General features: G+C 40.5%; 19 protein-coding genes. All 19 read left to right on the forward strand.

Features of this window, described 5'->3' with window-relative positions; translation table 11 throughout:
* Positions 1 to 2: 2 nt before the first annotated feature.
* The 19 genes from DWY37_RS03770 (at position 3) to DWY37_RS03860 (ending at position 13,486) form a co-directional block, all read left to right on the forward strand.
* Positions 3 to 2,678 carry a phage tail protein gene (locus DWY37_RS03770; protein WP_118592587.1) on the forward strand — a complete coding sequence of 892 codons (2,676 nt, stop codon included), beginning with the start codon at positions 3 to 5 and terminating at the stop codon, positions 2,676 to 2,678.
* 10 nt (positions 2,679 to 2,688) lie between these two features.
* Positions 2,689 to 3,306 carry a phage baseplate protein gene (locus DWY37_RS03775; RefSeq protein WP_118592588.1) on the forward strand — a complete coding sequence of 206 codons (618 nt, stop codon included), beginning with the start codon at positions 2,689 to 2,691 and terminating at the stop codon, positions 3,304 to 3,306.
* An 11-nt stretch (positions 3,307 to 3,317) separates the two neighbouring features.
* Positions 3,318 to 3,635: a phage baseplate plug family protein gene (locus tag DWY37_RS03780; protein WP_118592589.1), complete on the forward strand. Its 318-nt coding sequence runs from the start codon at positions 3,318 to 3,320 to the stop codon at positions 3,633 to 3,635.
* A gap of 1 nt (position 3,636) precedes the next feature.
* Entirely contained in the window at positions 3,637 to 4,515 is an 879-nt protein-coding gene (locus DWY37_RS03785; protein ID WP_118592590.1) for a phage protein, read from the forward strand.
* Positions 4,485 to 5,084: a Gp138 family membrane-puncturing spike protein gene (locus DWY37_RS03790; protein WP_243093193.1), complete on the forward strand. Its 600-nt coding sequence runs from the start codon at positions 4,485 to 4,487 to the stop codon at positions 5,082 to 5,084. The genes DWY37_RS03785 and DWY37_RS03790 overlap by 31 nt, the downstream gene beginning before the upstream one ends.
* A 16-nt stretch (positions 5,085 to 5,100) precedes the next feature.
* Entirely contained in the window at positions 5,101 to 5,448 is a 348-nt protein-coding gene (locus DWY37_RS03795; RefSeq protein WP_118592592.1) for a hypothetical protein, read from the forward strand.
* Positions 5,441 to 6,901 carry a hypothetical protein gene (locus tag DWY37_RS03800; RefSeq protein ID WP_118592593.1) on the forward strand — a complete coding sequence of 487 codons (1,461 nt, stop codon included), beginning with the start codon at positions 5,441 to 5,443 and terminating at the stop codon, positions 6,899 to 6,901. The genes DWY37_RS03795 and DWY37_RS03800 overlap by 8 nt, the downstream gene beginning before the upstream one ends.
* The gene (locus DWY37_RS03805) at positions 6,888 to 8,045 is read left to right on the forward strand and encodes a DUF2612 domain-containing protein (RefSeq protein ID WP_158576765.1); all 1,158 of its coding nucleotides are present in this window, start codon (positions 6,888 to 6,890) and stop codon (positions 8,043 to 8,045) included. The genes DWY37_RS03800 and DWY37_RS03805 overlap by 14 nt, the downstream gene beginning before the upstream one ends.
* A gap of 11 nt (positions 8,046 to 8,056) precedes the next feature.
* The gene (locus DWY37_RS03810) at positions 8,057 to 8,371 is read left to right on the forward strand and encodes a hypothetical protein (protein WP_022463640.1); all 315 of its coding nucleotides are present in this window, start codon (positions 8,057 to 8,059) and stop codon (positions 8,369 to 8,371) included.
* 2 nt (positions 8,372 to 8,373) lie between these two features.
* The gene (locus DWY37_RS03815; RefSeq protein ID WP_003502310.1) at positions 8,374 to 8,856 is read left to right on the forward strand and encodes a hypothetical protein; all 483 of its coding nucleotides are present in this window, start codon (positions 8,374 to 8,376) and stop codon (positions 8,854 to 8,856) included.
* Complete coding sequence (locus tag DWY37_RS15940) at positions 8,856 to 9,026, forward strand: hypothetical protein (RefSeq protein WP_003502312.1); 171 nt, start codon at positions 8,856 to 8,858, stop codon at positions 9,024 to 9,026. The genes DWY37_RS03815 and DWY37_RS15940 overlap by 1 nt, the downstream gene beginning before the upstream one ends.
* The gene (locus DWY37_RS03820; protein WP_118592595.1) at positions 9,023 to 9,367 is read left to right on the forward strand and encodes a hypothetical protein; all 345 of its coding nucleotides are present in this window, start codon (positions 9,023 to 9,025) and stop codon (positions 9,365 to 9,367) included. The genes DWY37_RS15940 and DWY37_RS03820 overlap by 4 nt, the downstream gene beginning before the upstream one ends.
* Positions 9,368 to 9,378: 11 nt before the next feature.
* Positions 9,379 to 10,431 carry an SUMF1/EgtB/PvdO family nonheme iron enzyme gene (locus tag DWY37_RS03825; protein WP_118592596.1) on the forward strand — a complete coding sequence of 351 codons (1,053 nt, stop codon included), beginning with the start codon at positions 9,379 to 9,381 and terminating at the stop codon, positions 10,429 to 10,431.
* Between the two features lie 152 nt (positions 10,432 to 10,583).
* On the forward strand, positions 10,584 to 10,919 hold the full coding sequence (avd, locus tag DWY37_RS03830) for a diversity-generating retroelement protein Avd (protein ID WP_003502318.1): 336 nt from the start codon (positions 10,584 to 10,586) through the stop codon (positions 10,917 to 10,919).
* Between the two features lie 283 nt (positions 10,920 to 11,202).
* Positions 11,203 to 12,309, forward strand: a complete 1,107-nt coding sequence (locus tag DWY37_RS03840; protein ID WP_022463643.1) for a reverse transcriptase domain-containing protein — start codon at positions 11,203 to 11,205, stop codon at positions 12,307 to 12,309.
* Positions 12,302 to 12,529: a hypothetical protein gene (locus tag DWY37_RS03845; RefSeq protein ID WP_003502321.1), complete on the forward strand. Its 228-nt coding sequence runs from the start codon at positions 12,302 to 12,304 to the stop codon at positions 12,527 to 12,529. Before DWY37_RS03840 ends, DWY37_RS03845 begins: the two co-directional genes overlap by 8 nt.
* Positions 12,530 to 12,569: 40 nt before the next feature.
* On the forward strand, positions 12,570 to 12,878 hold the full coding sequence (locus DWY37_RS03850; RefSeq protein ID WP_003502322.1) for a hypothetical protein: 309 nt from the start codon (positions 12,570 to 12,572) through the stop codon (positions 12,876 to 12,878).
* Positions 12,879 to 12,911: 33 nt separating this feature from the next.
* Positions 12,912 to 13,238 carry a hypothetical protein gene (locus DWY37_RS03855; RefSeq protein ID WP_003502323.1) on the forward strand — a complete coding sequence of 109 codons (327 nt, stop codon included), beginning with the start codon at positions 12,912 to 12,914 and terminating at the stop codon, positions 13,236 to 13,238.
* Positions 13,239 to 13,249: 11 nt separating this feature from the next.
* The gene (locus tag DWY37_RS03860; protein WP_147403578.1) at positions 13,250 to 13,486 is read left to right on the forward strand and encodes a hypothetical protein; all 237 of its coding nucleotides are present in this window, start codon (positions 13,250 to 13,252) and stop codon (positions 13,484 to 13,486) included.
* Positions 13,487 to 13,488 lie beyond the last annotated feature (2 nt).

Below are 13,488 nucleotides of genomic sequence, written 5' to 3' on the forward strand. Positions count from 1 at the left end.
CATTGACGATAAGAGATATTGCGGTTGCATTTGGCATTGAAGTTGATCAGAAAAGCGTTAGTGCTGCGGAGAGTGCCATTAAGGGAGTAAAAAATATGGCCTCAAAGCTTTTAGGTGCTATTGGCATAGGCTTTTCAATTGCCGGTATTGCAAATTTAGCAGAAGCGGCGGCAGATGCAGAGGCATTAAAGTCACAGTTTTCTCAGGTGTTCGGAGACTTGGAACAGGATGCCTCGGATAAATTGGATAAGATTGCTGATGAAACAGGAGTAACCGTAAATAGAATGAAAGGTAGTTTTACCCAGATTGCCGCATTTGCAAAGACAACCGGAATGGAACAGGCTGACGCATTAGATATCGCAGACCGATCCATGAAAGCTGTTGCGGATTCTGCCGCATTCTATGATAGAAGCATAGAGGATGTAACCAATTCCCTCCAGTCTTTCTTGAAAGGTAATTTTGAAAACGACGCTGCTCTCGGTCTTTCATGTACTGAGACAACGAGAAATACAGCTGCAAATGCATTGTATGGGAAGTCATTTAAAGATTTATCAGAAGCGGAAAAACAGCTGACACTTTTACAGATGGTAGAGGATGCAAACAAAGCCTCTGGTGCAATAGGACAGGCGGCAAGAGAATCTGATACTTGGACCAATCAGCTTGGCAATTTGAAACAGAATGTGCAGGATTTGAAAGCGGCTGCTGGAAATGCGTTCTTAAAGCCGGCAGTAATGGTGTTAAAACTGCTTAATTCTTTGGTATCAAAGGCAACTGTAGGGATGAAAAAACTGACATCGGAAACAGGAATCCTAACCAAAGCATTCAATGGTATGCATGCTTTAGTAAAAAGATTGAAACCGGCTATTGATCGAATGATGCAGACTTTGCAAATAGGTGCAAAGAAGGGCATGGGAATGGTGAAGAATGTTATAGATAAACTTGGTGGAGTTGATAACGCTCTGAAGCTCTTGGCTATTATTGCAGGAGCTTTTTTTATTGTAATGAATTGGAGCAAAATCATATCTGGAGCAAAGGCATTTATTACATTACTTACAAAAATGAAAGGCTTATTCAGCTTGGCAAATTTGAAGACTTTAGCTATTGTGGCAGCGGTAGTGCTGTTGGCACTGATTGTTGAAGATTTTATAAATTTCCTCATGGGAAATGATTCGGTTATTGGAACAATATTTGACAAGGCAGGTATTGGTGCAGACAATGCCAGGGAAGCTATTTTCAAAGCATGGCAGAAAGTTAAAGAATTTCTGCTTAATGTATGGGATTTCCTCAAGCAAGCTGCCGGAATGTGGGTTGATACTGTTAAAGGGTTCTTCGAGAGGCATGGAGAAAGTATAAAGGCTAACTTCATGAGAGTTTGGGGAATCATAAAAACATTCCTGAGTGGGGTATGGACATTTATCTCCCAGCTGGCGGCAACGATATTTGGAGGAACGGAAGATAGCATAGATGGTTCTACAACAAGTACGAAGGACAAACTTTTAGCTGTATGGCAAGCTATTCTCGATGCTTTGTCAGCGGTTTGGGATGCTTTGTATGAAGCTGGGAGTGCTGTATTCAATGCTATTGCGACTGTAATAGAAACTGTATTTGGATGGATCCAGACATTTTGGAATGCGTGGGGTTCTACGATACTTGCATGGTTTAAAGGACTGTGGGACAACTGCGGACAGTTTATAAATGGATTCCTCGAAGTAATAAAAGGACTTGCGAATTTTATAAGCTCTGTATTCACAGGAAACTGGTCTGGAGCATGGGAGGCTATCAAACAGATATTCTCTGGAATATGGGATATGATTGTAGCTTTCTTACAGCAGGCATGGAACACAATATCAACAGTTCTGACTATTGGATTAGGTGCTCTGCAGGCACTTTGGAACGCAATTTGGGGTGCAATAAGTGCATTTTTCTCTGGAATATGGAATGGAATAGTTTCTTTCTTGACAGGAATATGGAACACAATAACAAGCACTATTTCAAATGCAATCAATTCTGCTTATAACACGATAGTTTCAGTATTGCAGTCCATATACAACTTTTTCAGTAGTATTTTTTCAAACATAGCTAATTCCGTAAGTTCCACATTCAATAATATAGTGAGTGGAATTAAAGGTGCTGTGGGGAATATCAAATCTGCGATTGTTGATGGATTCAATGCGGCAATCAGCTTTATAACAAGCCTTCCGTCGAAGGCGGTCCAATGGGGTGCTGATTTCATCGGGGGCTTAAAAAACGGAATTATGTCTGGTGTGCAGGGGATTGTAAATGCTGTAAAAGGTATTGGAGATAAGATCAAATCATTTCTGCATTTCTCAGTTCCGGATGAAGGACCATTAACTGATTATGAAAGTTGGATGCCTGATTTTATGGGCGGACTGGCCGAAGGTATCAGCTCAAATGAAGACACTGTCCTTGATAAAGTTAAGGGGCTTGCTGGTGGCATATCAACTCTTATGAAGGGGGCAACTGCCTCAGCCGCAACAGCAACTGGAAGCGCAGTAAGCAACACAAGTAATACAACAAATGTAACTCAGAATAACACCTTCAATAACTCTTATTCTGGTAGTGATGTTCAGGCACAACAGAATGTATCGAAGGGCATGAAACAGTCGGCACAGGATGCCACAAGCTATATGGCTAAAGGGCTGGCATATGCAAGGTAGGTGAAAAGGAATGGCAAGAAATCTAAAACCGGTTAGCATTGCCGGAATAGAAGGGGATGCTCTAATCAGCGAGGATATTAGTTATTCTGCTGACATTCCCGAGTATCCTGTTGAGAATGGGTACAATGTATCTGACACAATTATATTAAAGCCTATTCAGTTAAGCATCACATTATATATAAGTGATAGCCCCGCTACATGGCGGAATCGCAAAGGACATAGCCCATCGGCGGGCAGAACCAAGAAGATATGTGAGAAGTTTGAGAAATTGTATTTTCGGAGAAAATTGGTAAAGGTTGTCACTACAGACAAGATATATACCAATATGGGAATTACATCAATGTCAATTTCTCATAGTTCGGAAATTGGGTACGCACGACAGATACAGTTTTCATTAAAGAAAGTGTATGTAACCAAAAGAAAAACGGTTTACATACCTAAATATATTTTGCAGAGTGGAGAATCAAAGAAGAGTGCAGGAACAGCGACAACATCATCCAGCAGTTCAAATTCTTCAAGTTCTTCGTCGAGCAAATCTGGAAGCTCTGGAGGATCAGGAAACAAATCCGGTAGCGGAAAGAAAGGTTCAATACTTTATAACATTGGAAAGAAAACCGGTTTCTTATAGGAGGTGGATAGATGCTTTATATTACAGTTCCGGATATGAACGATAGTGTATCGTCGGTGACGATTGCTGAAAAAGAGTATCTTATCCGCTTTACATACAATGGAACAGAAGATTTTTGGAGCTTTGGATTATCAGACACAGACGAAAATCCTATTATTTCTCCGACCAAGATTGTGCCTAATTTCCCACTGACACATTTTATGAATTTCACATCATTGCCAGATGGAATATTCGGTGCAATTAGTGAAGAAACAAGACTTACAAGGGAATCTTTCAATAATGGAACCGCAGAATTTGTTTTTATACCTTGGGATGAATGGGAGGATTAAAATGGCACAGGAGAATTTTATCAGAAGATATCTTATGAAGGCTGGAAAAATGGGGCATAACGGATTCCAAATCGGTCAAACTTCAACCGAGAATCCGCATGCATTGCATATAAGTTTTAGCATTGAAAAATCGACATCAGAAACTGCCAATACAGCCAAGGTACAAATATGGAATTTATCCCCTGCCAATCTCAGCGTCCTTGACACGGAAGATTGCGTAATTGAATTACAGGCGGGATATGCCAATCACATTGCATTGATTCTGGCAGGAAATGTAGTTACATCATCAACAGAGATGGATGGGGCTGACAGAATGACAGAGTTGGAGGTTGTGGATGGAAGAGTAGCCTTGAGAGACACATATGTGGAGATATCCCGCTCTGGACGAGTTGACAGTAAGGAGGTATTTGACGAGATTGCAGGTGCTATGGGAGTATCAGTTATATACTCAAAAGGCTGCAAGTTTAAGGTTTTACCGCATGGTTTCAGTTTTGTTGGCCCTGCAAAGACTGTACTGAAGAAATTGTGTAAAACATGTGGTCTTTCTTGGTCTATTCAGAATTCCGTTTTACAGATAAGAAAGCCAAACGAACCTATTACGACTAGGGCATATCTTTTAAGTTCCGATACGGGACTGTTAGAGGTGCCTAAGCGTATAACTATTTCATCAGAGGGTGACGATTCCAGCAGTGGGAAAAGCAATAGTCAGATAGGCTATGAGGTTAAGTATTTTTTGAATGGAGCAATTGGTGTGAATGATTATGTAAGACTGGAAAGTGACAAAGTACGTGGCTATTTTAGGATTTATAAGTTGACGATTGATGGCGACAACCTTGAGGGCGATTGGATATGTACAGCCCAGCTTTTGGAGGTGAAATAATGTTACAAGAATTTGTAGAACAGGTTGAAAAAACAGCACGGTCAGTAATGGAAGAGATGCACACTGCTATACCGGGAAAAATAACTGCGTTCAATGCAGGAACAGGCTTTGCTACTGTAAAACCTTATGGAACATATACGACTGATGCCGGCAGAAAGATGGCATATCCAACAGTTACAGAAGTTCCAGTTATCATTCCTCAAAGCCCAATGAATGATATTTATATCGCATTCCCGATAACAGCAGGAATGGATTGCCTGCTCATAGTTTCTGAACAGGAACTGGACGCATGGATTGGAGGCGGTGAATCTGAAAATGACATTCGCTTTGACTTGACAAGTGCAATAGCAATACCGGGGCTGCTTAATAAGGGAAGTGCGACACTGAAAGAGGCATGCAGCAAAGAAAGCATAATATTGCAGAATGGAAATTCTAAGTTATCTATAAATAAAGAAAATGTGGAAATAAAAGGAAACCTGATTGTGAGTGGCGATGTAAAAGCAAAGAATGTATCTCTTATAAATCACACTCATACAGGTGTACACGGAGACACATCAAAGGCAAAATAAAGAAGGAGGCGAGGAAGTGGATATATTGCTCGACAGTAATGGCGACTTGGCATTCAAGGAAACAGACATTGTCCTTGCCAATTCTGTTCGCCAAAAGATAAAAATTCGGTTAAAGTGGTTTTTTCAAGAATGGAGATGGGATGATGAAGCCGGTGTTCCGTATTTTGAATATCTTTTTGTGAAAAATCCAGATATAGACCAGATTAAAGAATTGATAGAAGAACAAATTTTCAATGTAGATGAAATTACGGAAGTTAATGATGTATCTATAGAAATTGATAGCTTGAAAAGGTCGGCAGTAATCCGATACGAAGCTGTTACAGATGAAAAAACATATAAGGAAGAGGTGAAGATTGGTGGCTGAATATGGAATTACAGATAAAGGATTCGAGATTAAAAGATTGGATGAAATATTGGAAGAACTTCATTCAGAACTTTCTGGAAAATTTGGATTTAACACCAGATTGGATCCTCAATCATTTCTGAATGTACTAATAACAACATACGGCGGACAAATTTCTGAACTTTGGGAAGTGGCACAGGCCAGTTATTATGCAAAATATCCGTCTACAGCTGAAGGAGTAAGCCTTGATAATGCTGTGCAGTATGGTGGCATTCGACGAAGCCCTAATAAATACAGTTATTACACATTGCATTGTACAGGCGATGATGGAACGGTTGTAAGGCAGGGAGCTACAGTTGCGACAAATACAGCACCACAAGCTAAACTGGCGGCTGTTTCAGAATTTGTTATAACGAGAGAATCTTTCAATAAGGCATCAATAAGGGTAGCAGCTCCTGTTGCAGGGGCTATATATTCTGTATCAATAAACGGTGTTCAGTACAGTTTTACAAGTGTGTCCGATGATGAATTATCAATCATTGAAGGCTTGAGTAAAGCTGTGAACCCAGATGGATATAAGGTATCTGTGAATGAAAGCAATATTACATTGGATGTGATCAGTGAATCGGCATCAAGGAGTGGAATACTTGTGCTTTCTGACAATTTAACAACATTCAGCGTTACTACTCTTGCAGATTTTGCTACAGTTGACTATGGCAAGCTCATATTCCCTAACGGAACGATAACAATCATGATTACAAATATTAGCGGATTCAATGCTGTTGAGAATTTGATTGAACCTACATACGGAAGGTTACAGGAAACAGATGTAGAACTCCGACATTCATATCTGGCGAAGTCAGCTATTCGTTCCACAAGAATGATAGATAGCATTTGCTCTCAGCTGATAAACAATGTTCCAAATGTGGAAAGTGCAACAGGATATGAGAATGATACGGATAATACAGACGAGGAGGGAAGACCTCCGCATAGCGTTGAAATAATAGTAGATGGCGGAGATGAAACAAGTATCGCAAGCATTATTCTGGATAAAAAAGCTGCTGGTATTCAGACGTTTGGCTCTATTACTGTTAATGTTGCAACAGAGTATGGAGACTCCATTCCTGTAAGCTTCAATAGACCGGAATACATTTATGTCTGGATGAAAGTAACATTAGATGCAGACAAAACATATCTTCCTACAAATTATGCAAACTTGGCGATAAATTCAATTGTCAAAGATGCTTCCAAATTACAGGCAGGTGACAATATGTTGTCACAGACATTCAATGATGGGATTTATTCGGCAGTGGGCGGTGTAACTTATGTAGATATTAAATGTGCTGCCACAAAAGACAAAGAGCGTATTCCGACCAGCGATGAATACACAAAGGTAAATATAAATGTTGAAAGCAGACAGAAGATTGTGGTTGCAGATACGAGAATTGAGGTGGTGTATAGTGGACATTCTTGATAAATGGTTGGATGATTTACCGCAACAGTTTCAAGGAAAGAAATACATAGAAGCCCTTATTTCGGTGTTCGCAAAGCAATTAGAGGATTTATATAAGGTATTCAAACAGCTTGATACAGAGACAGATTTAGATAGTGCTGTTGGTATGAATTTGGATATGGTCGGAGATATTGTGACACTTACACGAAAAGAAGCTGGTGTTCTTGCAGGTATTGATGTTGAGGATCCTGTTATTAGCGATGAGAGGTACCGCCAGTTCTTAAAGTATCAGATGCTGGTTAATACAAATGAATGTACCTACCATGACCTTATGGATGGATTGGCATTATTATGGGATGTATCTCCGATTTATTACAGAGAAGATCCAGCACTTCCTGCTGTGATTATCCTCACAATGCCATTTCTTACACCAGGCGGAAAAGTTGTAACATTGGGTGAAGTTCCGATGGTAAAGCCGGCAGGTGTCAGAATTGAATTTGAGTATTATATCAAGGCTATCGTTGAGGTAGCCTTTAATTTTTGGATATCATCCTATGACGTACCGAGATGCAACACTATTGTTTGCGGCACACACCCAAAGAGAGCAACACTTGGAACTATTATTGAAGTTCGCTGTGAACAGGATGTGAATGCTTTGATAGCAGCTTTTGAATCAAGCAAAACAGGTACAATTCGGATAGGCGGAACTGCATATAATGCGACACTTGGACAATTGCTTAAAAAGGATATAGAAATTGAGATTGACAGCAACCTACAAATCGTAGACTTTCTGCAGTCTGGACAAAGTGTGGCAGGATTGAAGCCAAATAAGGCAAAGAAGGGAATGATAATTCCGAAAGATATTCTTATCGATGGAAGCACATATTTACAGAAATACAACATGCCAGCTTCTGGCCGTCAAACATCTGGCGGTGGAGTGCTGGCTGATTCTTTATCCGTGGATGTTCAGAGCGGCATACAAGCTGAGGAAAATATAATGCTTGGAACATCAACCGAGATATATGCCTCGCCAGGGCACAAAGCTGGTAAAGCATATAAAACGCTTGCTGTTTCATCATCAGAAACAGAGGCAGATGTAAATGTATTCATTGCTTCGGCTACCATCAGACGATGTGGAACCAGAAGCTGTGGAAATAAAGAATAGGAGGTAGCAAGATGGGATTCTGGGAAAAAGATTTTCTCGACAGAAGACGGCAGGAATGGATGAGCTCTATTCATAAATTCCAGTACCAAGTAAATGGAAATTGGTATGATGCCAAAATCAATAGTAAGAAAATCACAGGCAACAAGATTGTTTTTATTGTAAGTTTGCTCACCACTCCCAAGACAGCCCACACAATTACCGGAATTCGCCTTTGGGACATTACCGGTCGCATTTGTGGAGGACTGGAAGTTGCCGTTAAAAGGACGGCAAATCAGGGTGTGTTAGCTAAATTTGAATTTCCAATTTACGAGAAAGGAGATGAATAGGGATGAATGTATTACCAGAATATTTGGAAGGCAACAGAACTGGCTCATACACACCAGAACAGTGGCTTGACGAAGTAAAGGACAAAAATTCGGACGAGATTATCCAGGAGGGAACTCCAATGGATGCCGAACACTTCAATCACATGGAGCAGGGCATTCATAACAACTCACTTATGTTGGCTCTTTTGTTAGAGAATGTAAAGCATACTCAGCAAAGCGTAGAGTCTGTTGATGGTGAGGAACTTGAAGTTACATTGACCAACACAAAGGATTTCTATTTTAATAATTCTGTTAAGACTGTGGCGCTTGCGAATATGCGTAGCACATTGGATTACAGGGTTATCACAGAAGTACAAGGCAATCCTGTAAATGTTGGCGATGTGGTTGTCTATGATAAGCAGGTGAATGGCTTTAAGATTGCTTTTACAGGCAGTGCTAAAAGCGTGACTGTTCGCTGCTTTGTACAGGGAGGAGGTACGGTGTAGTGGCAAATATCATTATTCATAGTGACGAAAGAAAAGCTGAAACAAACAGAACCCTTCGGGATTATGGTATCAATCCGGAACATGCAACCAAAGCACAAAGGGATATGGCGGATTGCGTAGCCCAAAAGACAGGCGAAGCCTGCAGAGAATTAAGGAGGTATGACAGATGAAAGTCGTAGAGGTAAATGTTGGAAAGAAAATTGAGTACAGTGTATCGAAAAATAAGATTACATTTGCTGATGAGCTGATGCTCAATTGCGAAAAGTTGGAGAGAGATAATGATGAATGTGTTGACATTTGCATTGCAAAGAATGGGATGATTACTTCTGGCCAGCTTGGTGAAAAGTATGCAGCACAAATTGAGATTCCGGCAAGGCAGTATATTGAAAAGGAAGTTCCTAATCCAGATTATGATCCTGAGGTAGAAAACAGCAGCGAAACAATTATGGAAAGAACCCCTGTTCCATTCAATATGGCAAATGTTACGCTCAAATTATATGCAATCGAATAAGGAGGACTATTATGGGAAATTATGATCAGATGGCAGCTGCGGTAAGCGAGCTGTCAGGCGGAAAAAATGTGGTATTACTGGATGACATCGGAATGCCATCAATTTATGTAAGAATTCCAAAAGGAAAAAATTCAGAGCTTGTAAGCGGCCTTAGCGATAATGTTCATTATGCGTTTAATGTGGACAGTGTCGAGAAGACCGCTTTTTATTATTCCAAGTATCAGAATATTATTGTAAATGAAAGGGCATATTCTCTCGGACACAGAGATCCTGCAAATTCCATAAATTGGGATGCTGCAAGAAAGGCTTGCGAAAATAAAGGAGCGGGCTTCCACCTTGCAACAATGGCAGAGTGGGCTTATATTGCTCTCTGGTGCCGCAAGAATGGCACTATGCCACATGGAAACAATAATTACGGAAAAGATTCGGCTTATACACATGAACACGGCGAGGAATCTTCAAAGGATAGCGGAAAAACTGGAAGATGTTTCACAGGTTCTGGACCTGTAACATGGAACCATAACCATCACGGAGATGGCATTTGTGACTTAAACGGAAATGTATGGGAGTGGAATGCAGGCATGCGTCTTGTTGATGGAGAAATCCAGATCATTCCATACAATAATGCAGCGATGGGTAGCAAATGTGATATGTCGGCATCCTCTACTCTCTGGAAAGCAATTAAGGCGGATGGCTCGCTTGTAGAACCTGGAACAGCCGGAACATTAAAGTGGGATTGGGTATCTGGCAAAATTCAGCTTACTTCTGGTGCGATTACATATAAGACTGATAGCGGTGTCGGTGGACAGTATAAAGATATGACACTTGCAAGCGGGCTTACTGCTCCAGAAATTGCAAAGATGTTATTGCTCTACCCAGACGAACCAAACGGAGATTACGCAGGTGATTATCATTGGTTCAACCCTGTTGGCGAGCGTTTGCCGATTTGCGGGGGCAACTGGGACAATGGTGCCAGCGCTGGTGTCTTCGGCTTGAACCTCGCCAATCCCCGCTCCTATGCGAGCTGGAGCATCGGTTTCCGCTCCGCTTTTGTTGATCTGTAATCTGTTGCACTGTAATCTGACTGAGGCTGCGATAGCAGCCTCTTATTTTATTTTTTACCTTGCAATAACGAAATACGATATAAAATAACAAATAAATCCGAAGCAGAACTATGTGTGGTAGAATGGAAAAAAATATGGTATAGAGGGACTTTATGGAGGAATTAAAGATATTACAAAAGACCTTCGATATGATGAACTATGCTTATCCTGCATTGGCACAATATCCAAAGGGCGAGAAATTCGCCCTTGTTGTGGATATAAAGAGGTGCATGGATGTTATGTTGGAGAGGATTATCGAGGCCAACAAAAAGTATTATAAGAAAACTACACTACAGGAATTAGATGTAGAAGTGGAAAAGTTAAAAGCATATGTCCGATTGTCATATAACTTAGGTTTTTTACCTCCGAAAAAATATGAACAATGGTCCGGTCTGGTAGTTGAAATTGGCAGAATGGTAGGAGGCTGGATAAAGAGTGTAAGCAAGTAGGGTACGGAATACTGCGTTTGCCGATTTGCGGGGGCAACTGGAACAATGGTGCCAACGCTGGTGTCTTCAACTTGAACCTCAACAATCCCCGCTCCAATGCGAACTGGAACATCGGTTTCCGCTCCGCTCTGCCTTCAAGTCAGATGCTGCAGACCTAATGGGTGTGCAGTCAGTACAGAGGTGTAAAGGATTCCGTCTCCTTTGCTCTCGCAAAAAAAATGTAATGGGCATGAATGCCGGTAGTAGTATAAGCGAATCCCGCAATGCTCTGAAAGGAGATAATATGTCCATTAAAAATGTGTATGCTCAAATCGTATCTTTTGATAATTTGCTACAGGCTGAGAAAGATGCCCGAGCAGGAAAAAGATATGAAAATGAGCAGCTTGCATTCTGGGGGAACCTGGAAGACAATATACATTCGATATCCGAAAAACTTAAATGCCATAATTATCCGCCAGACATATACCATCATTTTTATGTGTATGAGCCAAAATTGCGAAAAGTAATATTTTCTGATTACACAACAAAGGTAATTCAAAGGGCAGCATACAATGTACTCAATCCTATAGTTTGTAAAGGGATGATTAGTGATACCTATTCCTGCATAGAAGATAGAGGACAACTTAAATCTATGCAGAGATTAGCAGGGTGGGTTGATTTTGTAGAGAAAAGCGGTGAACGTTGGTACTATCTGAAAATGGATGTGGAGAAATTCTTCTATCGAATGGATCATGAGGTGCTTATGAGCATAATCCAGAAAAAGATAGGGGACAAGGAAGCGGTTAGATTCCTTGAACATTATGTGTGCCATGCTTCCAGAGCATTTGGACTTCCGCTTGGAGTAAAGTCACCACTGGAAATATCGGATAAAGAAATGCTGTGGGATGTAGGGATTGCCATAGGTGGCGGATTGTCACACATGTATGGCAATATGTATTTAAACCCTATGGACCAAATGGCAAAGAGAAAAGAGGGCATACAGTATTATATTCGTTATATGGATGATGTGATTATTCTATCGACGGACAAGGAGCTGTTACACAGGTACAAGAATATGTTTTCTGATTTTTTAGGTGATGTTCTGAAACTTCGATTAAATAATAAAACAGCAATTCGACCTGTCTCACATGGCATGGAGTTTGTTGGTTATACTATTCGCCCTTTTGATGTTCGATTGAGAAAAAGCACAAGCCTTAGAATGAAAAGGCATTTGAAAACAATACAGGAGCTTTATCGTGATTATGAGATAGACCTTGATAGAGCCCGCTCCACTCTTATGAGTTATAAGGCCTTGATGGACCATTGCGACTGCAGGGCTTTGGAAAAGAAAATATTTGAGGATTTTGTTCTTACGCACAATCCGAAGGAGGCTGATACAGACAATGGATGAAGACAATATGTTGGAACTGCTCGAACTTTATATGGATATGGTTGAAAAACAGGATGAAATCATATACCGCCTTGGAAAAATCGTAGCCAGACAGGCAACGGATATTCAACTGTTGAAAAATGACAGGGAATTTTCGGACGATAAACTGACGGAGGATACAGCAATTGTAGATGAAGTTATCGGGCAGTATAACGATATGAAAAGCGAATTAGAGCCGTAAGGCTCTTTTTTTATGCCATTTGGAAGGAGGTGAGAGAACAATGGAGGATCCAATCACAAGAGCTGAGTATGAAGAATACCAGAAGCGAATGGAGCAGGAAGACCACAGGCAGAACCGACGAATTGAACAGTTGGAGGAAAATACCAAGCAGATCAACGCTCTTACGGTATCGATAGAAAAACTGGCACAGAGTGTTGAGAGCATGGTTAGGGAGCAGGAGGCACAGGGGAAACGTCTCGTGTCTTTGGAAAGCAAAGACGGAGAAATGTGGAGAAAAGTCGTTGGTTATGTAATAACTGCGGTAATAGGAATTGTCCTAGGATTTGCATTTACGCAAATTGGAATGTAACTTTAGTTGAGATTATTTATAGGAGGAATCATCATGAACATGGAATTTATTATTGCTAATGCGTCACAGTTACTTGTTGTAGTTGCGGTTATCTGTACACTGATTTCTGTAATTACAGAGTTCACAAAAGAGATTGGGATTCTTAACAGAATTCCTACATCTTTGCAGGTCTTAATCCTGTCAATTATAATTTGCGTCACAGCCTTTTTTGCATATATTTCATATGCGAAAATCACCTTCGTGTGGTATTACCTCGTGGCTGTAATTTTTGCTTCATTCATTGTTGCTATTGTTTGCTGCAAAGGTTGGGAATATCTGATTACTATTTGGAAAAGGTTCTATAAGCCGGAGGATAAATGAGAACGGTGATTATGGTCTACATAATCATTGCAATTTTAGGATTCACAGCAGGAGTGATTTTGCTTTGCAGGGCAATGTATAAATCTATATCCAAAAGACACACAGAGAATACACCGGGGATAGTAATATTCCCGGTATTTCTTGTGTTAGCATCAATAGCATGGCCGCTGTGTCTAATTGCACTTTGTGTACTGACCATAAAAGAATTGGATAATGAACAAAATAACTATGATCAAAGAGATTTGTAGGA

This window comes from Roseburia sp. AF25-13LB, from assembly GCF_003478915.1.
Lineage (GTDB): Bacteria > Bacillota > Clostridia > Lachnospirales > Lachnospiraceae > Roseburia_C > Roseburia_C amylophila.

What these genes read in the sequence shown, in the direction of transcription:
- DWY37_RS03775 (WP_118592588.1), top strand. Translation starts at nt 2,689, where the DNA reads ATGGCAAGAAATCTAAAACCGGTTAGCATTGCCGGAATAGAAGGGGAT.
- DWY37_RS03780 (WP_118592589.1), top strand. Translation starts at nt 3,318, where the DNA reads ATGCTTTATATTACAGTTCCGGATATGAACGATAGTGTATCGTCGGTG.
- DWY37_RS03785 (WP_118592590.1), top strand. Translation starts at nt 3,637, where the DNA reads ATGGCACAGGAGAATTTTATCAGAAGATATCTTATGAAGGCTGGAAAA.
- DWY37_RS03790 (WP_243093193.1), top strand. Translation starts at nt 4,485, where the DNA reads ATGTACAGCCCAGCTTTTGGAGGTGAAATAATGTTACAAGAATTTGTA.
- DWY37_RS03810 (WP_022463640.1), top strand. Translation starts at nt 8,057, where the DNA reads ATGGGATTCTGGGAAAAAGATTTTCTCGACAGAAGACGGCAGGAATGG.
- DWY37_RS03815 (WP_003502310.1), top strand. Translation starts at nt 8,374, where the DNA reads ATGAATGTATTACCAGAATATTTGGAAGGCAACAGAACTGGCTCATAC.
- DWY37_RS03820 (WP_118592595.1), top strand. Translation starts at nt 9,023, where the DNA reads ATGAAAGTCGTAGAGGTAAATGTTGGAAAGAAAATTGAGTACAGTGTA.
- DWY37_RS03825 (WP_118592596.1), top strand. Translation starts at nt 9,379, where the DNA reads ATGGGAAATTATGATCAGATGGCAGCTGCGGTAAGCGAGCTGTCAGGC.
- avd (WP_003502318.1), top strand. Translation starts at nt 10,584, where the DNA reads ATGGAGGAATTAAAGATATTACAAAAGACCTTCGATATGATGAACTAT.
- DWY37_RS03840 (WP_022463643.1), top strand. Translation starts at nt 11,203, where the DNA reads ATGTCCATTAAAAATGTGTATGCTCAAATCGTATCTTTTGATAATTTG.
- DWY37_RS03845 (WP_003502321.1), top strand. Translation starts at nt 12,302, where the DNA reads ATGGATGAAGACAATATGTTGGAACTGCTCGAACTTTATATGGATATG.
- DWY37_RS03850 (WP_003502322.1), top strand. Translation starts at nt 12,570, where the DNA reads ATGGAGGATCCAATCACAAGAGCTGAGTATGAAGAATACCAGAAGCGA.
- DWY37_RS03855 (WP_003502323.1), top strand. Translation starts at nt 12,912, where the DNA reads ATGAACATGGAATTTATTATTGCTAATGCGTCACAGTTACTTGTTGTA.
- DWY37_RS03860 (WP_147403578.1), top strand. Translation starts at nt 13,250, where the DNA reads ATGGTCTACATAATCATTGCAATTTTAGGATTCACAGCAGGAGTGATT.